Genomic DNA, 25632 nt, shown 5'->3' on the forward strand with positions numbered 1-25632 from the left:
ATGGAAGGCCCGTCCCCCTGGAAAGCACCGCGGGGGGTACGGGCCTTTCGCCTTGTGGCTCGGCCCGCTGACTACCGGCCCGCGAACTTGTCGCTCATCGTCGTGTAGATCTGCTGCGCGCCCTCGCCCAGGCGCGGACCCGCCAGCCAGCCCGAAGTGACGGGGCCGATCGAGGTGTTGGAGACCAGCGCCAGCTTGCCGCCAGGCTGCTCGGCGAACCAGCCGCCACCGGATGAACCACCGGTCATGGTGCAGCCGATGCGCCACATCGTCGGCGTACCGGGTGCGATCGAGAGACGGCCGGGACGGTCGACGCACTTGTGCATGATCGCGCCGTTGTACGGCGGAGCGGCCGGGTAGCCCCAGGCGCCCATCGCGCTGATGCTCTTGGCCTCGGGCGCGTCGAAGTTGACGTCGAGGGCGACGCCCACCATCTCCTCCAGCGACTTGGTGCCCTTCTCCGGCTTCACATGCATCACGGCGTAGTCGTACGGAGCACCCGTGCCGCCGGTCGGGCCGCCCTGGGTGATCCACTCACCGGCGGTCGAGACCCAGTCGGCCCAGTACACGCCGTACGGGGCGATCTCCTGCGGCTGCGCGTTCTCCAGCGCGGCCGGGGACTTGCCCTTGTCGTTGTAGGCAGGGACGAAGGCGATGTTGCGGTACCAGCCGCCCGCCCGGCCCGAGTGGACGCAGTGGCCCGCGGTCCACACCATGTTGGACTTGCCCGGGTTCTTCGGGTCCTTGACGACCGTGGCCGAGCAGACCATCGAGCCCTCGGGGGAGTCGAAGAAGACCTTGCCGACCGGAGCGGCGTTCTGGTGGTACGGCTTCTTCTCCTCCTGGGCCCGGACCGGACGCGGCTCCGGGTCGGTGACGTTCTGGTCGCCTGAGATGTCGCCGGCCGCGAGCGTCTTCGTCGGCGCCTTGGCCGTCGTCATCCGCTCGGGCTTCCACAGGCCCTCGATCACCGGGTTGACGAAGTCCTTGGCCTCACGAAGCCACTTGTCCTTCTCCCAGTTCTTCCATTCGCCGTTCTTCCACTTGTCGAGGTCCACACCGTGCTTCTCGAGCTTGTCGGCCACGTCCGCGGGAATGCCGGCGCCCCCATCGCCCGCGGCAGGGCTGGAAGAAGCGGGCTTGTCGGCGGCCTTGTCCTCGCTCGGACCGCAGGCGGTGGCCGTCAGGGCGAGGGCCGCGGCCAGGCAGGTGGCAGGCAGCAATGGGCGTATGGATCGCATGAAACGATTCCCCCTGAAGTGCAACGACTTATGTCATGAACGCGTCACGCGGAACTCGGCCTTCCGGGGCCGCTCCTACTACGGCGTGAACCTATGTCCGTGCGTGGTCACCGAGTTGAGACAGGGCTTCACATGCACGGAGTCTCCACGAGGGGGGAAGGTGTGGGGCCTGCGGCCGACCGGCCTCAGGCCCCACCTTTCGTAAGCCACGTGGACTTGCCGGTGACTACCGGCCCGCGAACTTCTTGCTGACCGCGTCGTAGATGCCCTTGGCCTCGTCGCCCAGGCGCGGACCCGCCAGCCAGCCGGCTGTGACCGGGCCGATGGAGGTGTTCGACACCAGCGCCGGCTTGCCGTCCTGGCCCTTGGCGACCCAGCCGCCGCCGGAGGAACCGCCGGTCATGGTGCAGCCGATCCGGTACATCGTCGGCTCGTTGGCCTTGATGGACAGCCGGCCCGGCTTGTCCGAGCACTGGAAGAGCTTCTGGCCGTCGAACGGCGGCGCCGCCGGGTAGCCGGTGGCGGTCATGTTGTCGATCTTCGGAACGGCCGGCGCTTTGAAGTCCACAGGGAGCGCCGAACCGACCGTCTCCTCCAGCGACTTGCCCGTGCTGCCCTTCTCCGGGGTGACGTGGATCACGGCGAAGTCGAACGGAGCGCCCTGGCCGCCCGTCGCGGCGCCCTGGGAGATCCACTGCTCGGAGGTCTGGGCCCAGTCGCCCCACCACACGCCGTAAGGAGCGATTTCCTCCTTCGGCGCCTTCTCGAGCTCGGAGGTGGGCTTGGCACTGTCGTTGTACGACGGGACGAAGGCGATGTTGCGGTACCAGCCGCCGTTCTTGCCCGCGTGCACACAGTGGCCCGCCGTCCACACCATGTTGGACTTGCCGGGGTGGGCCGGGTCCTTCACGACGGTCGCGGAGCACACCATCGACCCCTCCGGGCCGTCGAAGAGGACCTTCCCCGCCTCGGCGGCGTTGGAGTGGTACGGAGCGTTCACGGCCTGCGCCTTGACCCGCGCGGGAGTCGGGTCCGTGACACCTTCGTCGCCCGAGATGTCGTTGTCGACGGGCTTCTCCGGCGGCTTCTTGGCATCGCGCATCCGGTCCGGGTCCCAGAGGTCCTCGATGATCGGGTTGACGAAGTCCTGGGCCTCACGCAGCCACGTGTCCCTGTCCCAGTTCTTCCACTCGCCGTTCTTCCACTTGTCCAGGTCGATCCCGTGCTCCTTGAGCCGGTCCTTGAGATCGTCCGGGATGGTGATTTTCTCGTCGGCGGACTGGCTGGCGGTCGCGCTCGGCTTGTCGCCCGCGTTGTCCTCGCTCGGACCGCAGGCGGTGGCAGCCAGCGCGAGCACGGCGGCGATGGAAGCCGCGGCCAGCGTCGGGCGAATGGGTCGCATGTCGTGATCCCCCTGGGACTTCGGTACTTCTGCGCTGTCTGATCTTGTTCGAACTGCCGGAACTGCCGGAACTCTACAGAGGCGTTGCTCGCCAAAATGCCGCTGTGCCCGGGCCGGAGTTCGGCCCCCACTATGCCGGTGCCGATGGGGACGGCGCGCACCAGGTCCGCGGTTCCCTCGCCGCAAGGATCTTCCGATTGCCCGTGATCCCCGGCTTCCGGCGTCGTTGGTACGTACGGGGTACACACGGTCAGCGTTCAGCCGCGCCCGGCGGCGCACGAACGTGCCACCGATGTGCAACGCAACTGTGACGCGGGAGGACCAACAGCCGTGGCCGTGACCGAACCTGCTCCGGCGCTGCCCGCCGCGCACGAGGGGATTCTGCGCCGCCAGTCGCTCCGCGAGTCCGCGGCCCGTACCTATGCGCGCTCGCTGCCCATCGTTCCCGTACGGGCCAGGGGGCTGACGATCGAGGGTGCGGACGGCAGGCGCTATCTCGACTGCCTCTCCGGGGCGGGGACCCTGGCGCTCGGGCACAACCACCCCGTAGTGCTGGAAGCGATCAAGAAGGTCATCGACTCGGGGGCGCCGCTGCACGTCCTCGACCTCGCGACCCCGGTCAAGGACGCTTTCACCACAGAGCTGTTCGCCACGCTGCCGCAGGAGTTCGCCGACGACGCACGGATCCAGTTCTGCGGGCCCGCCGGCACCGACGCGGTCGAGGCGGCCCTCAAACTCGTCCGCACGGCCACCGGCCGAAGCGGCCTGCTTTCGTTCACCGGTGCGTACCACGGGATGACGGCCGGCGCTCTCGACGCCTCGGGCGGCGCCGGCGATGTACGCGTGACCCGGCTGCCCTTCCCGCAGAACTACCGCTGCCCCTTCGGGATCGGCGGCGAGCGCGGCGCCGAACTCGGCGCCCGCTGGACCGAGAACCTTCTCGACGACCCCAAGGGCGGGGTGCCGACGCCGGCCGGGATGATCCTGGAACCGGTGCAGGGGGAGGGCGGAGTGATCCCCGCTCCCGACGCATGGTTGCGCAGGATGCGAGAGATCACCGCGGCCCGCTCCATCCCGCTGATCGCCGACGAGGTCCAGACCGGAGTCGGGCGGACCGGCACCTTCTGGGCGGTCGAGCACAGCGGAATCGTGCCCGATGTGATGGTGCTCTCCAAGGCGATCGGCGGCTCCCTTCCGCTTGCCGTGGTCGTCTACCGGTCCGAACTCGACGCTTGGCAGCCCGGTGCCCATGCGGGCACCTTCCGCGGCAACCAGCTCGCCATGGCAGCGGGCGCGGCCACCCTCGCGTTCGTAAGGGAGAACCGGCTCGCCGACCGCGCCGCGACCCTCGGCGCGCGCATGATGGGCCGCCTCCAGGCGCTGGCCGCTGCCCATTCCTGCATTGGGGACGTCCGCGGCCGTGGCCTGATGATCGGGATCGAACTCGTCGACGAGGAAGCCGCATCCCCCGACGCCCTCGTCCCGCCGCCCGCCCCCGCCCTCGCCGCTGCGGTACAGCAGGAGTGTCTGGACCGCGGGCTCATTGTCGAACTCGGCGGACGCCACTCCGGCGTAGTGCGGCTGCTCCCTCCTCTCACGCTCACCGACGAACAGGCTGTGGCAGTGCTCGACCGCTTTGCCGATGCGCTGGCCGCCGCCGAGCGTTCCCCGCAACGCCGTACCGACAGCGGGCAGTCCTACTGACCCGTACAAATCACAAGGAAGCTCCGTGAACCCCAACCCCGCACCCGATGCGCCCGAGGCCGACGGCCGTCCCACCGCCCAGCACCAAGCAAAGGGCCAAGTGCGCGGCCCCCTCACGATCGAGCCGGCGACAGTGCCGCGCCAGCAGGCGGGGGACCACGGTGAACAGCACACCCTCACCGTGGGTCCGCCCGCAGGCGCGAGGGCCGACGAGCTCCTCGACCACCCGGATCCATATCGCGCCGCGGACGCGGCGGCCGTCGAGAATCTGCTCCGCTGCTGGGTGCGGGAGAACAACCTCGACAAGCCCGAGGGACACACTCTGCGCATCCCGCTGCACGCCAGCGGCAGCGCGCTGCTCATCCCCGTCCGCTACTGGTCGGCCAGTGGATGGCACCGCTTCGGCCTCCCCGCCCTTGAAGGAGGGCTGCGCGATTCGCCTGGCGCCGACGCCGTCACCGTCGCGGCCCTCCTCGGCCGGGAAGCGGGCCAGAGCGAAGGAGCCGACCTGGTCGGCCGGGTCGCCGACTCCGTACGGCGCACCGCCGACTTCATCACCGACCGGCGCGCCCGCCCCGCCCCCGACCCCGAGGCGGACCTCTTTCTCACCGCCGAGCAGTCGCTCCTGCTCGGCCACCCGCTGCACCCGACACCCAAAAGCCGCGAAGGACTGTCCGAGGCCGAAGTCCGGCTCTACTCACCGGAGTTGCGAGGCTCCTTTCCAGCGCACTGGATGGCCGTGGACCGGACCGTCCTGGCCACCGAATCGGCCTGGACCGAACACGGCCGCACCCTGCCGGCCGAGCAACTCATCACGCGCCTCTGCGGGGACATCCAACTCCCCGACAACTCCGTTCCGTTGCCGCTGCACCCCTGGCAGGCTCGTGAACTGAAGCACCGCCCCGCCGTCGTCGCTCTCCTCGACGCCGGTCTCCTGCATGACCTCGGTCCTCACGGAGACCCCTGGCACCCCACCTCTTCGGTCCGCACCGTGCACCGTCCAGGCGCGCCGGCCATGCTCAAGCTCTCCCTCGGCGTACGCATCACCAACTCCCGCCGTGAGAACCTTCGCAAAGAACTTCACCGCGGCGTCGAGGTCCACCGCCTCCTCCGCACCGGCCTCGCCGAGCAGTGGCGGGCAGCCCACCGCGGCTTCGACATCGTGCGGGACCCCGCGTGGCTCGCCGTCGACACCACTGAGGGCGAGCCGGTTCCCGGACTCGACGTCGTGCTGCGCCACAACCCGTTCGGCTTCGGCGACGACGCCGTCTGCATCGCCGGACTGACGGCGCCCCGCCCCTGGCCGGGCCGTGCCGGGATGCACTCGCGCCTCGCGGACGTGGTGGGCCGACTCGCCGCCCGCACGGGCCGGCCCACCGGTGCCGTCGCCGCCGAGTGGTTCCTGCGCTACCTCGATCACGTCGTACGCCCGGTGCTCTGGCTGGACGCCACAGCGGGCATCGCCCTCGAAGCCCATCAGCAGAACACCCTGGTGATCCTCGACCCCGACGGCTGGCCCGTCGGCGGCCGCTACCGCGACAACCAGGGCTACTACTTCCGCGAATCCCGCCGCGCCGACCTGGAACGGCGCCTTCCCGGCATCGGCTCCGCAAGCGACACCTTCGTCTCCGACGACGTCACCGACGAGCGCTTCGCCTACTACCTAGGCATCAATAATGTCTTCGGCCTGATCGGAGCGTTCGGCGCCCAGCAGCTCGCCGACGAGCACGTACTCATCGCCGCTTTCCGGCGATTCCTCTCGGCGACCGCCGGCCTCGGCTCGCCACTGCCCGCGCAGCTCCTCGACGCCCCCACGCTTCGGTCCAAGGCCAATCTGCTCACCCGGCTCCGCGGCCTCGACGAGCTCATCGGCCCGGTCGACACCCAGTCCGTCTACGTCACGATCACCAACCCCCTTCATCCCTGAGGCAACACAACCCGACCGAACTGCGAGAGGAGAGCCCCGCTGTGACTCCCACCGATGCGAGCACCGACACCGGAGCCGGTCCCACCCCCCAACTCGGCGGGGGCGTCGAGGACACGCTGGATCTGCGGCTCCCCGAGGAGCTCCTCGCGCTGTTCGGGGGGGACGAGCAGTCCGGTGACCCCGGGGAGGGGGACACCAGTGGCAGCGGCTATCTGCTGGACAACCCCGCCGACTGGGGCTCCGCCACCACCTCCGCCGGGGCTTTCCATCTCGTCCCCGTACGCATCGAACGCGATCTGGCACTGATCAGCCGCTGGATGAACGACCCGGCAGTGGCCGCTTTCTGGGAACTGGCGGGACCCGACTCCGTCACCGCCTCCCATCTGCGCGCCCAGCTCGACGGCGACGGACGCAGCATCCCCTGCCTCGGCGTGCTCAGCGGCATCCCCATGAGCTACTTCGAGATCTACCGCGCCGATCTCGACCCCCTGGCGCGGCACTACCCGGGCCGTCCCCACGACACTGGTATCCACCTCCTGATCGGGGGGGTCCCCGATCGCGGCCGCGGTGTCGGTTCGACCCTTCTCAGAGCCGTCGCCGATCTCGTACTCGACAATCGGCCCCGATGCGCACGCGTCATCGCCGAACCCGACCTGCGCAACACCCCCTCCGTCTCCGCCTTCCTGAGCGCCGGCTTCCGCTTCTCCGCCGAAGTCGACCTCCCCGACAAACGAGCCGCCCTCATGGTCCGCGATCGCGCGCTTCGCAACCTGCTGTGAACGACTCACTTACACCGCTCGACCCGCATCGGTTCCACTCGAGGAGTCCACGTGCCGAAGTCCCCTGCCACCCTTGACTCCGAACAGTCGCCCTCCGTCCTCTCCACCCCGCCCGGGCTCAACCCACAGGCCTGGGACCGTGCGGCCGTGCGGCTCCTTGCCAAGATGCTCGGCGAGTTCGCCTACGAAGAGATCATCGAGCCGGTCCCGGTCGGGCCCCGAGAGGCGGACCCGCTCCGAGCCGGCATTCCGGCCACAGCTCCGGCTGCCCAACGGACCCCCCGGGCGGCCGCAGAACCGCTCCCGCCCACAGTCCCGGGCCCACCCACGGACGCCGGCTGTGGCGGCGAGCAGTACAGCCTCACGCTCGACGACGGCAGCAACCTGACTTTCCTGGCCCGGCGCGGAGCGTACGGAAGCTGGCGCGTCGATCCGGACTCCATCGACCACCAGGGCCGGGCCTTCACCGACCCTCTCGCCTTCCTCGCCCGCGCCCGCCGTCTCCTGGACCTCGATGGCGCCACCCTGGGCCACCTCGTCCGTGAGCTGACCGCCACCCTTGTCGCGGACACCGGACTCGGTCACCACTCGCCTTTCGCGCACGAACTCGCCGACCTCGGCTATGCCGAACTCGAAGGCCACCAGACCGGCCACCCGTGGCTCGTGCTCAACAAGGGCCGCATCGGGTTCTCCGCCACGGACACCGCCCGCTGGTCGCCCGAGGCCCGCAGGCCCGCCCGGCTTCCGTGGATCGCGGTCAGCCGCACCCTCGCCGCCTACCGAGGAGTCCCCGGACTCGCCGGACCCGACGACCTGTACGCCCGTGAACTCGACGGTCCCGTCCGCGACTCCTTCGCCGCCGCGCTGCGCGCCAGGGACCTCGACCCCGACACGTACCTCTTGCTCCCCGTACACCCCTGGCAGTGGGACGAAGTGCTTCTGCCGCTCTTCGCGCCCGCTGTCGCGCGGGGCGAGATCGTCCCGCTCCCCACGGACGGTGATCTAAGGCTGCCGCAGCAGTCCATCCGTACCTTCGTCAACGTGGACCGCGCCGACCGGCACACAGTGAAACTGCCGCTGTCCATCCTCAACACCCTTGTCTGGCGCGGTCTCCCCACCGAACGCACACTCGCCGCTCCCGCCGTCACTTCCTGGGTGCACGGCCTGCGCGACGCGGACCCCTTTCTGCGCGACGAATGCGGCGTGATCCTCCTCGGGGAAGTCGCATCCGTCACCGTCGAGCACCCCCTCTACGACCACCTCCCCGAGGTGCCGTACCAGTACAAAGAACTCCTCGGCGCGATCTGGCGCGAGCCGCTGGAGCCCCGCCTCGCCCCTGGCGAGCGGGCCCGCACCCTTGCCTCTCTGCTGCACGTCGACCCCCAGGGCCGCGCTTTCACCGCCGAGCTGGTCGCACGATCCTCACTCGCCCCCGCCGTCTGGCTCCAGCGGCTCTTCTCCGCGTTGCTGCCGCCGCTGCTGCGCTTCCTCTACCGCTACGGCACCGTCTTCTCCCCGCACGGCGAGAACGCCATCGTCGTCTTCGACGACCAGAACGTCCCGGTACGCCTGGCGATCAAGGACTTCGTCGACGATGTGAACATCAGCGCCCAGCCGCTGCCCGAGCACGACTCGATGCCTGACGAGGTACGAAAGACCCTCCTTACCGAGGAGCCCGCCTTCCTCACACAATTCATCCACTCGGGGCTCTTCGTCGGCGTCTTCCGCTTCCTCGCACCCCTGTGCCAGGAGCAACTGGGCGTCCCGGAGGAGCAGTTCTTCTCGCTCGTACGGGCGGAGATTCTGCGGCATCAGGCCCGTTTCCCGGAGCTCAAAGAACGCTACGAGACGTTCGACCTGCTCACAGCGCGTATCGAGCGCCTCTGCCTGAACCGCAACCGGCTGCATCTCGACGGCTACCGCGACCGCCCTGACCGCCCCCACGCCGCCGTCCACGGCACGGTCCCCAACCCGCTGAGCGCCTACTGATGAGACGAGGTGTGATCGCGTTGTCAGTGGTGCCCCGTAGGCTGGTCGGGCTATGACGAAGCCATCCCTCCCCGAGCTACTGCACGCCGCCGTCACCGCCGTCGGCGGGGTGGAACGGCCTGGCCAGGTCACCATGGCCGAGGCCGTGGCCGAGGCAGTCGACGACAATTCCCACCTGCTCGTCCAGGCCGGCACCGGCACCGGAAAGTCGCTCGGCTATCTGGTGCCCGCCCTGGCCCACGGGGAGAGGGTCGTCGTGGCGACGGCCACCCTGGCTCTTCAGCGACAGCTCGTGGAGCGTGATCTTCCGCGTACGGTCGATGCGCTGCACCCGCTGCTGCGGCGCCGGCCGGAGTTCGCGATGCTCAAGGGGCGTTCCAACTACCTCTGTCTGCACCGCCTGCGCGAGGGTGTGCCGCAGGAGGAGGAAGACGGCCTCTTCGACCAGTTCGAGGCCGCCGCGCCCACCAGCAAGCTCGGTCAGGATCTGCTGCGGATGCGCGACTGGTCGGACGAGACCGAGACCGGAGATCGCGACGACCTCACGCCCGGAGTCTCCGACCGGGCCTGGGCGCAGGTTTCCGTCTCTTCCCGGGAGTGCCTCGGGGCCACGAAATGCGCGTACGGTGCCGAATGCTTCGCAGAGGCGGCCCGTGAGCGCGCGAAGCTCGCGGATGTCGTCGTCACCAACCACGCGCTTCTCGCGATCGACGCGATCGAGGGCGCCCCGGTGCTTCCGCAGCACGAGGTGCTGATCGTCGACGAGGCGCATGAGCTGGTCTCCCGGGTCACCGGCGTTGCCACCGGCGAGCTCACCCCCGGCCAGGTCAACCGTGCCGTGCGCCGCGCCGCCAAGCTGGTCAACGAGAAGGCCGCAGATGCTCTCCAGACCGCCTCCGAGACCTTTGAGCGGCTGATGGAGCTCGCCCTTCCCGGCCGCCTCGAAGAAATCCCCGAGGATCTCGGATACGCGCTGATGGCACTGCGCGACGCCGCTCGCACGGTCATCTCCGCCCTCGGCAGCACTCGCGACAAGTCCGTCCAGGACGAGGACTCCGTCCGCAAGCAGGCCCTGGCCGCCGTCGAGAGCATCCACGATGTCGCCGAGCGCATCACCCAGGGGTCCGAGTACGACGTCGTCTGGTACGAGCGCCACGACCGCTTCGGCGCGTCACTGCGGGTGGCCCCGCTCTCCGTATCCGGTCTGCTGCGCGAGAAGCTCTTCGCCGAGCGCTCGGTGGTGCTGACCTCCGCCACGCTCAAGCTCGGCGGTGACTTCAACGGGGTGGGTGCTTCCCTCGGTCTGGCCCCCGAGGGCACCGCAAGCGAAGACGTTCCGCAGTGGAAGGGGCTCGACGTCGGCTCGCCCTTCGACTATCCGAAGCAAGGCATCCTCTATGTCGCCCGCCATCTGGCGACACCCGGCCGTGAAGGCTCCCGCGGCGACATGATGGACGAGCTCGCCGATCTGGTGGAGGCGGCCGGTGGCCGCACGCTGGGCCTCTTCTCCTCCATGCGAGCCGCCCAGGCGGCGGCCGAGGAGCTGCGCGGCAGGCTCGACAAGCCGATCCTGCTCCAGGGCGAGGAAACGCTGGGGGAGCTGATCAAGTCCTTCGCCGCCGACCCGGAGACCTGTCTGTTCGGCACGCTCTCGCTCTGGCAGGGCGTCGATGTGCCGGGAGCCAGCTGCCAGTTGGTGGTGATGGACCGGATTCCGTTCCCGCGCCCCGACGACCCGCTGATGAGCGCCCGCCAGAAGGCAGTGGAGGAGGCCGGCGGCAATGGATTCATGGCTGTCGCCGCGACCCATGCCGCCCTGCTGATGGCCCAGGGCGCGGGGCGTCTCGTGCGGGCCATGGGTGACCGCGGCGTCGTCGCGGTGCTCGATCCGCGGCTGGCGAACGCCCGCTACGGCAGCTATCTGCGCGCCTCGCTGCCCGACTTCTGGTACACCACGGACCGCAACCAAGTGCGTCGCTCGCTGGCCGCGATCGACGCCGTGGCCAAGGCGGACGGTAAGTAGGCAGGACGGAAAGTCTGCCCGGACGGACGGCAGTCCGGGCAGAGCAGGGCCCCGGGACCGGCGCAGTGGGTCCCGGGGCCCGGTCAGAGCCGGCGGGTGGGTCACACCCGCCGGAGCACCGCCACCACCTTGCCGAGGATGGTGGCCTCGTCGCCCGGAATGGGCTGGTAAGCCGCGTTGTGCGGGAGCAGCCACACATGGCCGCTCTCCCGCTTGAAACGCTTCACCGTGGCCTCGCCGTCCAGCATCGCTGCCACGATGTCGCCGTTCTCCGCGACGGGCTGGCGGCGCACGGTGACCCAGTCGCCGTCACAGATCGCAGCCTCGATCATCGAGTCGCCGACGACCTTCAGCACGAACAGCTCGCCGTCGCCGACAAGCTGGCGGGGGAGCGGGAACACGTCCTCGACCGACTCCTCGGCGAGGATCGGGCCACCGGCCGCGATCCGACCGACCAGAGGTACGTACGAGGCGGCGGGCTTGCCCGTCGTGTCGGTCGGCTGGGTGCTCGGCTGGTCGGAGCCACGCACCTCGTAGGCCCTGGGCCGGTGCGGGTCCCGGCGCAGGAAGCCCTTCCGTTCCAGCGCCATCAGCTGATGCGCGACGGAGGAGGTGCTGGACAGCCCGACCGCCTGGCCGATCTCGCGCATCGACGGCGGGTATCCCCGCCGCTGCACGGAGTCACGGATCACCTCGATGACGCGCCGCTGCCGATCCGTGAGACCGGAGCTGTCCGCCCTGATCCCTGGAGGTCGGCCGGGCAGCGAACGCGTGGGCTTGGGTCCCTCGGGACTCGTGGCTGCGTCATTCATGGCATGCACCGGCTCGAATCGGTTCTGGGAGCGGTCCTGGGCAGTGATGGTGGCACTGTCTGCGGTGGTGGTCACGTCGGCCCCTCTCGAATGGTCTCCCTAGCTGGACAACGGTAGTGGGTTTCGAAAGGTTGCGCCAAACACACGTTCGAGTGAAAAATCGCAGATTGTCTGACGCTGGTGCCTGCCTGGGTGTATGTGCGAACGCTCGGACCGTAAGGCAATTCAGGCCTCTACGGCAACGTTCACGGTCGGAGTGCGGTGGGCGGGGTGGCGCCGGCCGATTCCGGGGTGCTTGCCGGTCTTGGGGTGCTTCCCAGTCTTGCACCCGGCAGCCCCGAATCCGCGGAGCCGCGCCTCTCCCGTACGCTCGTGGCCGGTCCCGGGCCGCGCCCGTGTCGCTGCGTCACTCCTCGTACGCCGGTCGTATTGTGCCGTCGCCGCGCGACACGCGTTGAGGGTCGAACGTGCGACCAAAACCCCAGATCTAGTGGTTGGATTGTGTCAACCGCCCAGAAGTTGTGGTCCCCGGTCCTTCAAGACCGTGGCCATCGCCTATGCTTGGGACTGCTTCGAAGGGCCTCAACCGGCCTGACGAGCCATTCAGTCGTGCTGTGAAAGGGGGTTGGGAGCCATGCACTGCCCCTTCTGCAGGCACCCCGACAGCCGCGTCGTCGACAGTCGCACCACCGACGACGGAACGTCGATCCGGCGTCGTCGGCAGTGTCCTGACTGCTCCCGTCGCTTCACGACGGTGGAAACCGCCTCGCTGATGGTGATCAAGCGCAGCGGAGTGACGGAGCCCTTCAGCCGTACCAAGGTCATCTCCGGCGTGCGCAAGGCATGCCAGGGGCGGCCGGTCACCGAGGACGCCCTCGCCAAGCTCGGCCAGCGGGTCGAGGAAGCGGTGCGCGCCACCGGCAGCGCCGAGCTGACCACTCATGACGTGGGTCTGGCCATACTCGGCCCTCTGCAGGAACTCGACCTCGTCGCCTACCTGCGCTTCGCGTCCGTCTACCGGGCTTTCGACTCACTCGAAGACTTCGAGGCCGCCATCGCGGAGCTCCGCGAGCAACGGCCTCCCGCAAAACAACGCGGGACCGGCGAGACCCTAGAGGTCCCCGTGCCCGCCACCGCCGCCGACTGAGGAACACCGGCCGAGCGGCTTGGGCCCGCCCCATCGGCCCGCCGGTCGGCAGCAGGGCGGCAAAGGACCTGCTACGGACGCCGCGCGCGGCGACCGCGGCATCAGACACAGACTGTGCCCCGGGAAGAACTGGGCACTTCAGGGCGTTTTTGCCCATGTATGGGAGGCGGCATGACAGAGACGACGAGCGGCCCGGCACGAGGGTCCCGCGCCAAGGGATCGAAGCCGAGCAAGGGTCTGCGTATCGAGCGAATCCACACCACCCCCGGCGTGCATCCGTACGACGAGGTGGTCTGGGAGCGCCGTGACGTCGTCATGACCAATTGGCGCGACGGCTCGATCAACTTCGAGCAGCGTGGCGTCGAGTTCCCCGACTTCTGGTCGGTGAACGCGGTCAACATCGTCACCAGCAAGTACTTCCGCGGGGCCGTCGGCACTCCGCAGCGCGAGACCGGGCTGAAGCAGCTGATCGACCGGATCGTGAAGACGTACCGGAAGGCTGGCGAGGACTACAGCTACTTCGCCTCGCCCGCCGACGCCGAGATCTTCGAGCACGAGCTGGCCTACGCCCTCCTGCACCAGATCTTCAGCTTCAACTCGCCGGTCTGGTTCAACGTCGGCACGCCCCAGCCGCAGCAGGTCTCCGCCTGCTTCATCCTGGCCGTCGACGACTCCATGGAGTCGATTCTCGACTGGTACAAGGAAGAGGGCATGATCTTCAAGGGCGGCTCCGGCGCCGGCCTGAACCTCTCGCGGATCCGCTCCTCCAAGGAACTGCTCTCCTCCGGCGGCAACGCCTCCGGCCCGGTCTCCTTCATGCGGGGCGCCGACGCGTCCGCAGGAACGATCAAGTCGGGTGGCGCCACGCGCCGCGCGGCCAAGATGGTCATCCTCGACGTCGACCACCCTGACATCGAGAACTTCATCGAGACCAAGGTCAAGGAAGAGGAGAAGATCCGCGCCCTGCGTGACGCGGGCTTCGACATGGACCTGGGCGGCGACGACATCACGTCCGTCCAGTACCAGAACGCCAACAACTCGGTCCGTGTGAACGACGACTTCATGAAGGCCGTCGAGGCCGGCGGGAAGTTCGGCCTCCGCGCCCGGATGACTGGCGATGTCATCGAGGAGGTCGACGCCAAGTCGCTCTTCCGCAAGATGGCCGAGGCGGCCTGGGCCTGTGCCGACCCCGGCATCCAGTACGACGACACCATCAACAACTGGCACACCTGCCCTGAGTCCGGCCGGATCAACGGCTCGAACCCCTGCAGCGAGTACATGCACCTGGACAACACCTCGTGCAACCTCGCCTCGCTGAACCTGATGAAGTTCCTCAAGGACGACAGCAAGGGCAACCAGTCCTTCGAGGTCGAGCGCTTCGCCAAGGTCGTCGAGCTGGTCATCACCGCGATGGACATCTCCATCTGCTTCGCGGACTTCCCGACCCAGAAGATCGGCGAGAACACCCGCGCCTTCCGTCAGCTGGGCATTGGTTACGCCAACCTTGGCGCCCTGCTGATGGCCACGGGTCACGCGTACGACTCCGACGGCGGCCGTGCTCTGGCCGGCTCCATCACCTCGCTGATGACGAGTACGTCGTACAAGCGCTCCGCCGAGCTTGCCGCCGTCGTCGGCGCGTACGACGGTTACGCCCGCAACGCAGAGCCGCACCAGCGGGTCATGAAGCAGCACGCCGACGCCAACACCGCTGCCGTCCGCATGGACGACCTGGACTCGCCGATCTGGGCCGCCGCCACGGAGGCCTGGCAGGACGTGATCCGCCTCGGCGCCAAGAACGGCTTCCGCAACGCGCAGGCCTCGGTCATCGCGCCCACCGGCACCATCGGTCTCGCGATGTCCTGCGACACCACCGGCCTCGAGCCCGACCTCGCCCTGGTCAAGTTCAAGAAGCTGGTCGGCGGCGGCTCGATGCAGATCGTCAACGGCACGGTCCCGCAGGCCCTGCGCCGCCTGGGCTACCAGGAGGAGCAGATCGAGGCGATCGTCGCCCACATCGCCGACCACGGCATTGTGATCGACGCTCCCGGTCTGAAGACCGAGCACTACGAGGTCTTCGACTGTGCGATGGGTGAGCGTTCCATCTCCGCGATGGGCCATGTCCGCATGATGGCGGCCATCCAGCCGTGGATCTCCGGCGCGCTCTCCAAGACGGTCAACCTGCCGGAGACCGCCACTGTCGAGGACGTCGAAGAGGTCTACTTCGAGGCGTGGAAGATGGGCGTCAAGGCGCTCGCGATCTACCGCGACAACTGCAAGGTCGGCCAGCCCCTCTCCGCCAAGACCAAGGGGAAGGACAAGTTCGAGACCAGCGCAGTCACCGAGAAGACCGAGGAGACGATCCGGGCCGCGGTCGAGAAGGTCGTCGAGTACCGCCCCGTCCGCAAGCGCCTTCCGAAGGGCCGTCCCGGCATCACCACCTCCTTCACTGTGGGTGGCGCCGAGGGCTACATGACCGCCAACTCCTACCCGGACGACGGGCTCGGCGAGGTCTTCCTGAAGATGTCGAAGCAGGGTTCCACCCTCGCGGGCATGATGGACGCCTTCTCGATCGCCGTCTCTGTGGGTCTGCAGTACGGCGTCCCGCTGGAGACGTACGTCTCGAAGTTCACCAACATGCGCTTCGAGCCGGCCGGCATGACGGACGACCCGGACGTGCGGATGGCGCAGTCGATCGTCGACTACATCTTCCGCCGCCTGGCGCTCGACTTCCTGCCCTTCGAGACGCGCTCCGCGCTCGGCATCCACTCGGCCGACGAGCGTCAGCGTCACCTGGAGACCGGTTCGTACGTGCCGTCCGACGAGGATATGGACGTTGAGAGTCTGGCCCAGTCCGCGCCGCGTCACCAGGAATTGAAGGCCGTCGCCGCACCGACGGCGGAGGTTCCGGCTCCGAAGGAGGCGCACACCTCGGCGGAACTCGTCGAGATGCAGCTGGGCATCAGCGCGGACGCGCCGCTGTGCTTCTCCTGCGGGACGAAGATGCAGCGGGCCGGCTCCTGCTACATCTGCGAGGGCTGCGGCTCGACCAGCGGCTGCAGCTGATACCGCCTGATGGAGAGGGGCGCCGGCCATGGGCCGGCGCCCCTCTCTCGTTCTCTTCTACGTATCCGATGCGAGGCGGCTCAGTAAGTACTGTTGCCCATCAACGTGATGAACGACTGCGGATCGGCGTCGAATCCGCGGAGGCCCTCGCGGAATTCCCAGTCGCCTGCCTCGCCTCGGGTGAAGTCGCCGACGACTGCGGCGGTGGCTCCAGCCACTCCGGTGAAGTCGCTCTTCCCCAGCTCGGTGTGTCCCTCGAGAACCCGCACGAGGGGGTTCGCTATGTCGCCGAACACCTTTCGTCCGTCCCGCTGCTGGATGACCACTCCCACGACGACGCGCCCGAATGTGGCCGCCAGACGCTCGAACTCCAGCGTCATGACCTCGTCGGCACCGAAGCCCTGACCGTTCTTGCTGTCCCGGGTCAGGATGATGGTGCCGTCGGGCGACCGGCTGTCGAAGTGGACGACGTACACCGGTTCTCCGGTCGGGGCGTCCGCCTCGTACGTCGCGGCGACGATGTCGAGGTCGTGGGGCGACTCGCCCAGAGGGCTCGGATCCCACTTGAGTGTCACCTCGGCCTTCCGGATCCCCTTGTTCAGACTGCTCACCGGATTCCCCTTCGCCGTAACTGCCTGGTGTTTCACGTCGGTTGACCATGCTGCCACGCTCACTCTCCCGCGCCACGGGGTTCGCATCATCGGGACCAGGAGACGCTGCGCGGCTGCAGCGGGCCCAGACCGCATCCGCGAGCGGCGCATGGTCTCCGCGGTCGGGCCGGCGCCGGTATTGGAAGAGGTGTTCGGGATCGAACTGGACGTCGGGGATTCGGTCGAGCTGGTACGAGTGCACTCTGCCGGAGCGTGACCGGCGCCACGTTCCGCGCCGTACGATGGCGCGGTGCTGGTCAAGTGGATTCGCTGCACCGTGGTGGACCGTCGTGGGTTCGAACGGGGACAGCGGAAGTGGGCGGGGCTGCTGGGTGAGCCGGGATTCCGGGGCCAGGGCGGTGGGTGGAGCAAAGGGCGGCCGCATGTCGCCCATGTCTTCGCCTTTTGGGAGAGCCGGGCGTTCTACGACTCGTTCATGGCGCGCTCCCATGACCGGCTGGCGTCCGGGCAGTCGGGGACGTACAAGGACATACAGGTCAAGCTGTTCGACTACCGCTTCGATGTGAAGACGGGATTCGAGCCACGGTTCACGGGCGCCGACGTGGTGCGGGTCGCGCACTGCAGGGTGCGCGAGGACCGGGTCGAGCACTATGCGCTGATGCAGGAAAAGGTGTGGAACCCGGCGATGGCCGGGTCGCCCGGGATGGTGCGCGGGGTGTTCGGGGAGGCGCCGGGAAGCGAGTTCCTGGTGATGTCGATGTGGCATTCGGCGGCCGAGCACGGGAAGTACCGCAGGGAGCGGGTGGAGCGGCTGCTGCTGCGGGCGCAGACCGAGGCGGATGTCGCGGCGCTGGCCGGTGATGTGGTGCAGCTCGAACCGTCCTGGACGGTCTGAAGGCCCGGGCGCGTGCGGTGGACGCGCGGCTGGTCGTCCGCGCGATGCGCGGTCGACCGGCCGACGGTTGCTTCCTGCCACCGTGTCGGCCCGCCCGACCCTCCACTCCGCCACACCGACGGGCGGGCTGCTCGGCGCGTACTGGCTGACCGCCCGCCCCGTCGGCGGGCGAGCGCCTTCTGCCGCCGACCGCCGATGCCGCCGCCGCCCCGGATACGCGGCCGAGCCCGGGCCGATCTACTGTCGTGCCATGGCACGACCGCGACGCATCGTCCTCGTCCGGCACGGCGAGTCGGAGGGAAACACCGATGACACCGTGTACGAACGCGAGCCCGACCACGCTCTGCGGCTGACCAGCACCGGCTGGGCCCAGGCCGAGGAGACGGGCGCGCGGCTGCGTGAGCTTTTCGGACGTGAGCGCGTCAGCGTCTATGTATCGCCCTACCGCCGCACCCATGAGACCTTCCGCGCGTTCGACCTCGATCCGGAGCTGGTGCGCGTCAGGGAGGAGCCACGGCTGCGCGAGCAGGACTGGGGGAACTGGCAGGAGAGGGACGACGTACGGCTGCAGAAGGCGTACCGGGACGCCTACGGCCACTTCTTCTATCGCTTCGCCCAGGGCGAGTCGGGAGCGGATGTGTACGACCGTGTCGGAGCGTTCCTGGAGAGCCTGTACCGCAGCTTCGAGGCGCCGGATCACCCGCCGAACGTGCTCCTGGTGACGCATGGGCTGACCATGCGGCTGTTCTGCATGCGCTGGTTCCACTGGTCGGTCCCGGAGTTCGAGTCGCTGTCCAACCCGGGCAACGCCGAGACCCGCATGCTGCAGCTCGGCGAGGACGGCCGCTACACGCTTGACCGGCCGTTCGAGCGCTGGCGCACCCCCGAGCCGTACGGGGTCACCGGATAGAGTGGCAGGAAGATGACCGCTGACTCCTCTCGTGACCGGCGCTTCGAACGCGCCCTGGACAGCCTGCGCGGACTGTCCGTGGGAGACGCCCTGGGCTCCCAGTTCTTCGTTCCCTCGAACTATCCACTGCTGAAGCGGCGAGAGCTGCCGCCAGGCCCCTGGCAGTGGACCGACGACACCGAGATGGCCTGCTCGGTGCTTGCTGTGCTCGCGGCCCACGGCCGGGTTGACCAGGACGCACTCGCCAGGTCCTTCGCCGAGCACCACGACTTCGACCGTGGCTACGGACCCGCGGTAAACCGGATGCTCCGGCTGATCAGGGAGGGCGGCGACTGGCGCGAGCTGGCCGCAGGGCTCTTCCAGGGCCAGGGCTCGTGGGGCAACGGCTCCGCGATGCGTATCGCGCCGCTCGGCGCGTGGTACGCCTCCGATCCGGAGCAGGCCACCCACCAAGCCGAAATCTCTTCGTACACCACGCACCAGCACCGTGAGGCGGTGGTCGGCGCCATGGCGGTGGCGGCCGCCGCCGCGCTCGCCGCGAATCCGGCCGGGCAGCCGGGGCCCGCGGAGCTGCTGGACGGTGTCGTCGCGCTCGTACCGCGCAGCGCGGTGGGAGCGGGTCTGCGCCGGGCTCGGGACATGCTCGACTACGACGATGCGGGGACCGTCGCCGCCGTTCTCGGCAGCGGGCGGCGCACGAGTGCGCACGACACCGTGCCGTTCGCCCTGTGGTCCGCGGCCCGTTCGCTCGGCGACTTCGAGCGCGCGTTCTGGACGACCGCGCAGGTCGGGGGCGACGTGGACACCACGTGCGCGATTGCCTGCGGCGTGGTCGCCGCGGGCAAGTCGGGGCAGCCCCCGGCGGCCTGGCTGGAGCAGACCGAAACCCTCCCGGACTGGGGACCCAAGCGGGCCCACTGAGCCGCTGCCGCGGATCCCGCATGGTGCCGCTGCTCCGGCCCGGGCAACGGCTGACCGCGGGCGTGGAGCCGGTTCAGAGCCTGTTGGGCGCCGACGTGGAGATGTCGCGGAGCCCGGTCACGGGAACCCGGTGTCGCGGGCCGGGTCGGGCGGCGTAATCTTGCTGGCGCCATGCCGTACGAACCACCCACACACACAGTCGAGCGCTCGATCCGAGCCACTACCGGTGCCAAGATCATTGCCGGTGTCGACGAGGTCGGACGCGGGGCGTGGGCCGGTCCGGTCACTGTGTGCGCGGCCATCACCGGCCTGCGCAGACCGCCCGAAGGGCTCACCGACTCCAAGCTCATCGCCCCCAAGCGCCGTACGGAACTTGCCGTGCTGCTGGAGAAGTGGGTCACGGCGCATGCCCTGGGCCACGCCTCGCCGGGGGAGATCGATGAACTGGGGATGACCGCGGCCTTGCGGCTGGCCGCAGGCCGGGCACTGGACGCGCTTCCGATTCGTCCGGAGGTGGTCATCCTCGACGGCAAGCACGACTACCTGGGATCCCCCTGGAATGTCCGTACGGTCATCAAGGGGGACCAGTCCTGCGTCGCGGTCGCGGCCGCCTCGGTGATCGCCAAGGTGCACCGGGACGCGATGATGGCCGAACTACGCGGGGAATTCGCCGACTTCGCCTTCGACGACAACGCCGGCTACCCCTCGCCCGTGCACAAGGCGGCCCTCGAAGTGCTGGGGCCAACGCCCTACCACCGGCTCTCCTGGGCCTATCTCGACGCGCTGCCCCAGTGGCGGCACCTCAAGAAGGTCCGCATTTCCGCGGAGGCGGTCGCGCTGGAAAGCGGGGGCCAGCTCGGCTTCGAATTCTGAACCCGCCTTCCCATCAGGCCAGTCGTACTCATGTACCCACCCGCCGATGCCCTCTTCACCGGCATTTGATAGACATCCATCCATGCCTCTCATCCCCGAGGAGCCTCAGATTCACGAGAGTGCCCAGGGTCCCCGCGCCACGCAGGCCGCAGGCCGCACCGCGCCGACCCCCCGTCCCGTACCCGGTCCGCGCTCCGCGGCCTCGCCGCGTCCCGGACACCCGGGTCCCGGTCCCGCCAGGCCCGCGCCGCCAACACCGCGTACGCACCACTCTGCCGGGCAGTCGCAAGCTTCCCGGCCGGAAAAGCCCTCAACGCCGCAGATCCAACTGATCCCCGCCCCGGCGGACGGCGCGCTCGACGCCGCCGGCGAGGCGGTCGACCTGCTGCTCGACTCCGGCCGTGCTCCGGGCGACGTCCTGGTGCTCACCACCGGTGACCAGCACCCGTGGGCCGAGCACGAGCAGTCGTTCGGCGAGGCTGCCTACTGGGCCCAGCACGACGCCCGCGACGACGTCTTCTACGCGGACGCCGCTGCGGTGGGACGGGCCTCGGCCCGTCCCGTAGTGGTCGTCGCGGTCAACGGCGGCGCCGACGACGCAGCCGCCCGCACACTGCCCGCGGCCCTGGCGAAGGCGAACGCGCTGCTGATCGTTTGCGGCGATCCCGAGCGGATCAACACCGTGCTCGGCAGGGGCGTCTGAGCCGTCGCCGCACGGCAACTACCGGACGGCTGCCCCTTGGTGGGCAGCCGGAAGGTGGCGCCCTCAGCGTGCCGCCGTGCGCCGAAATGCTTCGGCCGCGCCACTCGCGGTGCGCAGCGGCACCGGTTCGATGTCGGTCGCGGTGTCGGCGAGGTCGCCCGGCAACGAGGTGGAGTCGGGCCGACGGCCACCTCGGCCGTCGCCCAGCACCTGCCATCCCCCGCGCGTCAGCGTGATGTACGCACCGCAGCGCAACCCGTGCAGGGTGCACGCGTCCCGCAGCCCCCACATCCACGCTCCGTCCTCTTCCGTCCAGCGCTCGTCGCCCTCGCGGCAGTAGAGCAGCACGGCGGTGCGCACGGGCGTGCGGCGGCGCAGGTCGTGCGGGATGACCCGACGCAGATGGGCCAGCAGTAGGTTGCGGAACTCCCAGCCGTCGACCGGCACGGATCGCCGGGGGAACGACGCGCTCGCAGCGAGCCGTTCCTCGTGGTCGAGAACGGCGACTACGGCGGTCGCCGGTTTCGGCCGGTGCCGGGTGTGCAAGCCGCTGACCACCTCGCGGGGGTTGCGCAACAGAGGTATGCCGGCCGCCGCCCACTCGGCGGGCTCGAGCATCCTGGCAAGCCGATTGACGGAGTTGGCCGACGTCGCCAGCGAAGTGGCTGCGGACGGAGCGAATCCGAAGGTCACGGTCCTCCCTTCGCATACGCGCCGACAGTGCGGGCAGGGTCGAGTGGGGCCCACCGCGGCACGGCCCTTCCGGACCGCGAACGGGCCACCTGGGGAGCGCTCCAATTCTCCCTGCCCCGTGAGCATGCGGCAACGAGCAATCTGGCGGCACAGCCGGGAATCGGCGGGTATGAGGCTCATATCCCTGCCATATCCCTGCCCAGCTGGGCCCCCGGCGACCCCTCATGTCACGTCTGAACCGCCAGGACCAGCGGAAACACGCCCCTCGCACCAGACCTGCGCAGCAGCCTTGCCGCTACCGCAAGTGTCCAACCACTGTCCGAAAGATCGTCCACCAGTAGGACAGGTCCGTCGGCCGAGACCAGTTCCTCGGCCAGCCTGGGTGGCACGATGAACGCCTCATGCAGGGCCCGCACCCGCTGCGCGCTATTGGTGCGCGAGATCCGAGTGTCCATGGCCTCAGGTGCGTACTCCACGGTTCCCAGCAAGGGCATCCGGCCGACCTCAGCGATCCGGGCGCCGAGGGACCCGACCAGTTCGGGCCTGCTACGCGAGGCGACAGTGACCACACCGACCGGCCGGGGCGGTGCGTCCGGCGCGCCGGACGCCCATCCGCCCGGACCCTTGGCCCAGTCGGCGAGCACGGTCACCACCGCCGTCACGACATCGTCCGGAACTCGACCGTCCGGAGCCTGTGCCGCGAGTATCGGGCGGAGCCTGTTGCCCCAGCCGATGTCGGACAGCCTGCCCAGCGCCCGGCCGGCGAAGGACTGTTCGCCTTCAGGGATTCGGCCCTTGAGACTGACGCCCACCGCTGCCAGCCCGGTCGGCCACATCTTGCGGGGCTCCACTTCCACACCCGGCCTGCCCAACTCTCCGCGCGCGGCATCCAGGGCCGCACCGGAGACCTTGTCGCTGAACCGGGCTCCGGAGCAGTTGTCGCAGCGCCCGCACGGAGCGGCTTCCTCGTCGTCCAGCTGCCGCCGCAGGAACTCCATCCGGCAACTCGTCGACCCCGCGTAATCGCGCATCGCCTGCTGCTCGGTCTCCCGCTGCCGCGCGACCCACGAATACCGCTCGGCGTCGTACGACCAGGGCCGGCCCGTGGTGGTCCAGCCACCCTTCACCCGGCGCACCGCACCGTCCACGTCCAGGACCTTGAGCATGGTTTCCAGCCGGGTACGCCGCAGCTCGACCAGCGGCTCCAGCGCGGGCAGGGAGAGCGGCCTGCCCGCCTGCGCCAGTACGTCGAGGGTGCGTCGCACCAGTTCCTCGGGCGGGAAGGCCACCGAGGCGAAGTACTGCCAGATCGCCTCGTCCTCCCGGCCCGGCAGCAACAGCACTTCCGCGTGCTTCACGCCACGGCCCGCGCGGCCTACCTGCTGGTAGTAGGCGATGGGGGAAGAGGGCGAGCCCAGGTGAACGACGAATCCGAGATCGGGTTTGTCGAAGCCCATGCCCAGCGCGGACGTGGCGACCAGGGCCTTGACACGGTTGGCCTGCAGATCTTCCTCGGCCTGCTGTCGGTCGGCGTTCTCGGTGCGGCCGGTGTACGAGGCCACGGTGTGGCCGCACTGCCGGAGATACGCGGTCACCTCCTCGGCCGCAGCGACGGTCAGGGTGTAGATAATCCCGGAGCCGGGCAGCTCACCGAGGTGATCGGCCAGCCAGGCCAGCCGAGTCGCGGCATCGGGGAGCTGGAGCACGCTCAGGCTGAGGCTCTCCCGGTCCAGCGCGCCACGCAGCACGAGGGCGTCCGTGCCCGCTCCCGTGCCCAGCTGTTCAGCGACGTCCGCGGTCACGCGCGCATTGGCCGTCGCTGTGGTGGCGAGCACCGGGACTCCCGCCGGCAGCTCCGCCAGCATCGTGCGCAGCCGTCGGTAGTCCGGCCGGAAGTCATGGCCCCAGTCGGAGATGCAGTGCGCCTCGTCCACCACCAGCAGTCCGGTGGCCGCGGCCAGCTTGGGAAGCACCTGGTCACGGAAATCGGGGTTGTTGAGCCGCTCGGGACTGACCAGCAGCACATCCACCTCGCCCGCGGCCACCTCGGCCTGGACGGTGTCCCAATCCTCAGTGTTGGAAGAATTGATGGTCCTGGCACGGATACCGGCCCGCGCCGCGGCCTCCACCTGGTTGCGCATGAGTGCGAGCAGAGGCGAGACGATCACGGTCGGGCCGCTGCCGCGCTCGCGCAGCAGCGAGGTCGCGACGAAATACACCGCGGACTTGCCCCAGCCGGTCCGCTGCACAACCAGCGCCCGGCGCTTGTCTGCGACAAGCGCCTCGATCGCCCGCCACTGGTCCTCGCGCAGCCGGGCGGTGCCCGTGGGGTCCGAGACGAGCCGGGCGAGTACGGAATCGGCTGAGGCCCTGAGGGCTGCGGGATCTGTGACGTCTGCGTTGGTCATGCCCCCCATGCAACCTGATACCGCCGACATTGCGCGAACGAGACCGTCATCCTGTGGATAACGTTATCCACAGGGGTCGCGGAGCCGGGGCCGCCGCGAGACGGTCGTGCCATGAACAAGCACCACGAACCCACCGGTCCGGCCGACGAGCAGCAGATCACCCTGCGCGGCCCGGCCGAACTGGCCGACGCCCTCCCGTACATGATGGGTTTCCATCCGAACGATTCGATTGTGCTCGTCGCGCTGCACGGCACCCGCGGGCGCTTCGGCGGGCGGCTGCGGCTGGGCATTCCGCGCTCACCCCGCGAATGGTCGCCCGTGGCCCAGCAGCTCGCGGAGTGCCTGATCGAAGGCAGCGAGCGCCGCGGCTCCCGCCCCGACGGCGTCGTCGTCTTCCTCTGTCAGGACCCGGCTGAAGGCGAGACCAGCCATCGGGTCATGGAGCGGCTGCGACCCCTCGCGCAACGGCTGAGGACCGCCTGTGGCACCTTCGATGTGCCCGTCTATGAGGCGATCTGCATTTCCGACGGCCGCTTCTGGTCCTACTGCTGTCCCGACTCGCGCTGCTGTCCGCCCGAAGGCGATGTCCTGGCTCTGCCCGGCACCTCGGTGATGGCTGCCGCCGCCGCGTACGCCGGCATCCAAGTACGCGGAACCCTGCGGCAGATGGAGGCGCGGCTCGAGCCGATGGCCACTGCTTCCGCGGCCGACCAGGAGAAGGCGCTGGACGCGGCGGGTGCCGCGCTGGTGCCCAGGATCCTGGACGGAGAGGGGCGTCAGCAGGTCGCCGCGGAGACCCTGGCGCTGGCCCGCCGACTGATGAAACGCATCGCGGAGACCCCTCGCCCCGGGGGCTGGGCCGAGACGGATGTCGCGGACGACCGGCTCATCACTCACGACGAGGCCGCCGCCGTGGTACTCGGCCTGCAGGACCGGGAGACCCGGGACCGGGCCGCGGAATGGATGGAGGGAGCGGAAGCGGATCCCGCGCTGCGGCTCTGGCGGGCGCTGTCCCGCCGTTGCGTCGGCCCCTATTCCGAGCATGCCGCCGCACCGCTCACGCTCGCCGGCTGGGTCGCCTGGTCAAGCGGCGACGAACCCGGTGCGAGAGTCGCTCTCGGACGTGCCCTGCTCGTCGACCCCGAGTATGTCTTCGCCCGCCTGCTGCACCAGGCCTGCAACGAAGGACTGGACCCCGAGGCTCTGCGCAGCTGTCTGCGTACGGAGCACGGCTCAGGGGCGTCCGCCGCTGCCCGCGAGAAAGGTGAGCGACCGCGCCGCCCGCGTTCTCAGCGGGTCCGTCCGCCGGCGGGGAAGAAGCGTCTGCCGCCTGCCGGGACACGTCCCGAAAAGTCAGTGGTGGGGAACCGCGGCAGAGGAAGCAGGCGCAGCGGGCAACGTGGCACCAGGAGCGGGCGATGACTGCCGTGACCGGGCGCCCATGCAGCCGTTCGCCGTTGTGGCGAAGTCGTACGACCCGTGCCGTGGTATTCGCAGCGGCTGTCCGGAGCGCACGAAAGCACAGCAGACC

At 69.3% G+C, this 25632-nt stretch carries 19 protein-coding genes; 13 read left to right on the forward strand and 6 right to left on the reverse strand.

Annotated features, from left to right (window positions below; all coding sequences use genetic code 11):
• Nucleotides 1-71: 71 nt before the first annotated feature.
• A complete protein-coding gene (locus J7E87_RS05570) occupies nt 72-1241 on the reverse strand; it encodes a serine protease (protein ID WP_215090527.1) in 1170 nt (389 codons plus the stop codon).
• Between the two features lie 226 nt (nt 1242-1467).
• Entirely contained in the window at nt 1468-2643 is a 1176-nt protein-coding gene (locus J7E87_RS05575) for a serine protease (RefSeq protein WP_215090529.1), read from the reverse strand.
• Nucleotides 2644-2973: 330 nt separating this feature from the next.
• On the opposite strand from J7E87_RS05575, the gene J7E87_RS05580 reads away from it, so the two are divergent.
• Genes J7E87_RS05580 through J7E87_RS05600 form a run of 5 tightly spaced genes read left to right on the forward strand, consistent with a single transcriptional unit; the run spans nt 2974 to nt 11065 of the window.
• Nucleotides 2974-4347 carry a diaminobutyrate--2-oxoglutarate transaminase family protein gene (locus J7E87_RS05580; RefSeq protein WP_215090531.1) on the forward strand — a complete coding sequence of 458 codons (1374 nt, stop codon included), beginning with the start codon at nt 2974-2976 and terminating at the stop codon, nt 4345-4347.
• Nucleotides 4348-4372: 25 nt separating this feature from the next.
• Nucleotides 4373-6274, forward strand: coding sequence for an IucA/IucC family siderophore biosynthesis protein (locus J7E87_RS05585; RefSeq protein ID WP_215090533.1), 1902 nt, complete (start codon nt 4373-4375; stop codon nt 6272-6274).
• A 41-nt stretch (nt 6275-6315) separates the two neighbouring features.
• On the forward strand, nt 6316-7053 hold the full coding sequence (locus tag J7E87_RS05590) for a GNAT family N-acetyltransferase (protein WP_215090535.1): 738 nt from the start codon (nt 6316-6318) through the stop codon (nt 7051-7053).
• 51 nt (nt 7054-7104) lie between these two features.
• Nucleotides 7105-9042 (forward strand): IucA/IucC family siderophore biosynthesis protein, encoded by a 1938-nt coding sequence (locus J7E87_RS05595; RefSeq protein ID WP_308312861.1) that lies wholly within the window; start codon nt 7105-7107, stop codon nt 9040-9042.
• A 52-nt stretch (nt 9043-9094) separates the two neighbouring features.
• A complete protein-coding gene (locus tag J7E87_RS05600) occupies nt 9095-11065 on the forward strand; it encodes an ATP-dependent DNA helicase (protein WP_215090537.1) in 1971 nt (656 codons plus the stop codon).
• A 101-nt stretch (nt 11066-11166) separates the two neighbouring features.
• Here J7E87_RS05600 and lexA read toward each other — a convergent pair whose 3' ends face one another.
• Nucleotides 11167-11952 (reverse strand): transcriptional repressor LexA, encoded by a 786-nt coding sequence (lexA, locus tag J7E87_RS05605; RefSeq protein ID WP_215090539.1) that lies wholly within the window; start codon nt 11950-11952, stop codon nt 11167-11169.
• Nucleotides 11953-12511: 559 nt separating this feature from the next.
• On the opposite strand from lexA, the gene nrdR reads away from it, so the two are divergent.
• Together nrdR and J7E87_RS05615 are read left to right on the forward strand one after the other, a co-directional pair.
• Nucleotides 12512-13024, forward strand: a complete 513-nt coding sequence (gene nrdR, locus J7E87_RS05610) for a transcriptional regulator NrdR (RefSeq protein ID WP_215090541.1) — start codon at nt 12512-12514, stop codon at nt 13022-13024.
• Between the two features lie 171 nt (nt 13025-13195).
• Nucleotides 13196-16087: a vitamin B12-dependent ribonucleotide reductase gene (locus J7E87_RS05615; RefSeq protein ID WP_215090543.1), complete on the forward strand. Its 2892-nt coding sequence runs from the start codon at nt 13196-13198 to the stop codon at nt 16085-16087.
• Nucleotides 16088-16167: 80 nt separating this feature from the next.
• Here J7E87_RS05615 and J7E87_RS05620 read toward each other — a convergent pair whose 3' ends face one another.
• The gene (locus J7E87_RS05620; protein ID WP_215090545.1) at nt 16168-16698 is read right to left on the reverse strand and encodes a TerD family protein; all 531 of its coding nucleotides are present in this window, start codon (nt 16696-16698) and stop codon (nt 16168-16170) included.
• 289 nt (nt 16699-16987) lie between these two features.
• Here J7E87_RS05620 and J7E87_RS05625 point away from each other — a divergent pair, with 289 nt between their 5' ends.
• The 5 genes from J7E87_RS05625 to J7E87_RS05645 all read left to right on the forward strand — a co-directional run bounded on the left by J7E87_RS05625 (nt 16988) and on the right by J7E87_RS05645 (nt 21000).
• Nucleotides 16988-17593 carry a YdbC family protein gene (locus tag J7E87_RS05625; RefSeq protein ID WP_215090548.1) on the forward strand — a complete coding sequence of 202 codons (606 nt, stop codon included), beginning with the start codon at nt 16988-16990 and terminating at the stop codon, nt 17591-17593.
• Nucleotides 17594-17843: 250 nt separating this feature from the next.
• Nucleotides 17844-18503 (forward strand): histidine phosphatase family protein, encoded by a 660-nt coding sequence (locus J7E87_RS05630; protein ID WP_215090550.1) that lies wholly within the window; start codon nt 17844-17846, stop codon nt 18501-18503.
• A 12-nt stretch (nt 18504-18515) separates the two neighbouring features.
• Entirely contained in the window at nt 18516-19424 is a 909-nt protein-coding gene (locus J7E87_RS05635) for an ADP-ribosylglycohydrolase family protein (RefSeq protein ID WP_215090552.1), read from the forward strand.
• Nucleotides 19425-19595: 171 nt separating this feature from the next.
• The gene (locus J7E87_RS05640; protein ID WP_215090554.1) at nt 19596-20297 is read left to right on the forward strand and encodes a ribonuclease HII; all 702 of its coding nucleotides are present in this window, start codon (nt 19596-19598) and stop codon (nt 20295-20297) included.
• A gap of 82 nt (nt 20298-20379) precedes the next feature.
• On the forward strand, nt 20380-21000 hold the full coding sequence (locus J7E87_RS05645) for a hypothetical protein (RefSeq protein ID WP_215090556.1): 621 nt from the start codon (nt 20380-20382) through the stop codon (nt 20998-21000).
• Between the two features lie 63 nt (nt 21001-21063).
• Here the strand turns inward: J7E87_RS05645 and J7E87_RS05650 are convergent, their stop codons facing one another.
• Nucleotides 21064-21693 (reverse strand): hypothetical protein, encoded by a 630-nt coding sequence (locus tag J7E87_RS05650; protein WP_215090558.1) that lies wholly within the window; start codon nt 21691-21693, stop codon nt 21064-21066.
• Nucleotides 21694-21920: 227 nt separating this feature from the next.
• Nucleotides 21921-24101: a RecQ family ATP-dependent DNA helicase gene (locus tag J7E87_RS05655; protein WP_215090560.1), complete on the reverse strand. Its 2181-nt coding sequence runs from the start codon at nt 24099-24101 to the stop codon at nt 21921-21923.
• Between the two features lie 111 nt (nt 24102-24212).
• On the opposite strand from J7E87_RS05655, the gene J7E87_RS05660 reads away from it, so the two are divergent.
• Complete coding sequence (locus J7E87_RS05660; RefSeq protein WP_215090562.1) at nt 24213-25523, forward strand: DUF4192 domain-containing protein; 1311 nt, start codon at nt 24213-24215, stop codon at nt 25521-25523.
• Nucleotides 25524-25632 lie beyond the last annotated feature (109 nt).

The sequence above is a fragment of the Streptomyces sp. ISL-1 genome, assembly GCF_018614585.1.
GTDB classification, from domain to species: Bacteria; Actinomycetota; Actinomycetes; order Streptomycetales; family Streptomycetaceae; genus Streptomyces; species Streptomyces maoxianensis.

Coding starts and splice junctions, on each gene's coding strand:
- J7E87_RS05570 (WP_215090527.1), bottom strand. CDS start 1,241: ATGCGATCCATACGCCCATTGCTGCCTGCCACCTGCCTGGCCGCGGCC.
- J7E87_RS05575 (WP_215090529.1), bottom strand. CDS start 2,643: ATGCGACCCATTCGCCCGACGCTGGCCGCGGCTTCCATCGCCGCCGTG.
- J7E87_RS05600 (WP_215090537.1), top strand. CDS start 9,095: ATGACGAAGCCATCCCTCCCCGAGCTACTGCACGCCGCCGTCACCGCC.
- nrdR (WP_215090541.1), top strand. CDS start 12,512: ATGCACTGCCCCTTCTGCAGGCACCCCGACAGCCGCGTCGTCGACAGT.
- J7E87_RS05615 (WP_215090543.1), top strand. CDS start 13,196: ATGACAGAGACGACGAGCGGCCCGGCACGAGGGTCCCGCGCCAAGGGA.
- J7E87_RS05630 (WP_215090550.1), top strand. CDS start 17,844: ATGGCACGACCGCGACGCATCGTCCTCGTCCGGCACGGCGAGTCGGAG.
- J7E87_RS05635 (WP_215090552.1), top strand. CDS start 18,516: ATGACCGCTGACTCCTCTCGTGACCGGCGCTTCGAACGCGCCCTGGAC.
- J7E87_RS05640 (WP_215090554.1), top strand. CDS start 19,596: ATGCCGTACGAACCACCCACACACACAGTCGAGCGCTCGATCCGAGCC.
- J7E87_RS05645 (WP_215090556.1), top strand. CDS start 20,380: ATGCCTCTCATCCCCGAGGAGCCTCAGATTCACGAGAGTGCCCAGGGT.
- J7E87_RS05655 (WP_215090560.1), bottom strand. CDS start 24,101: ATGACCAACGCAGACGTCACAGATCCCGCAGCCCTCAGGGCCTCAGCC.
- J7E87_RS05660 (WP_215090562.1), top strand. CDS start 24,213: ATGAACAAGCACCACGAACCCACCGGTCCGGCCGACGAGCAGCAGATC.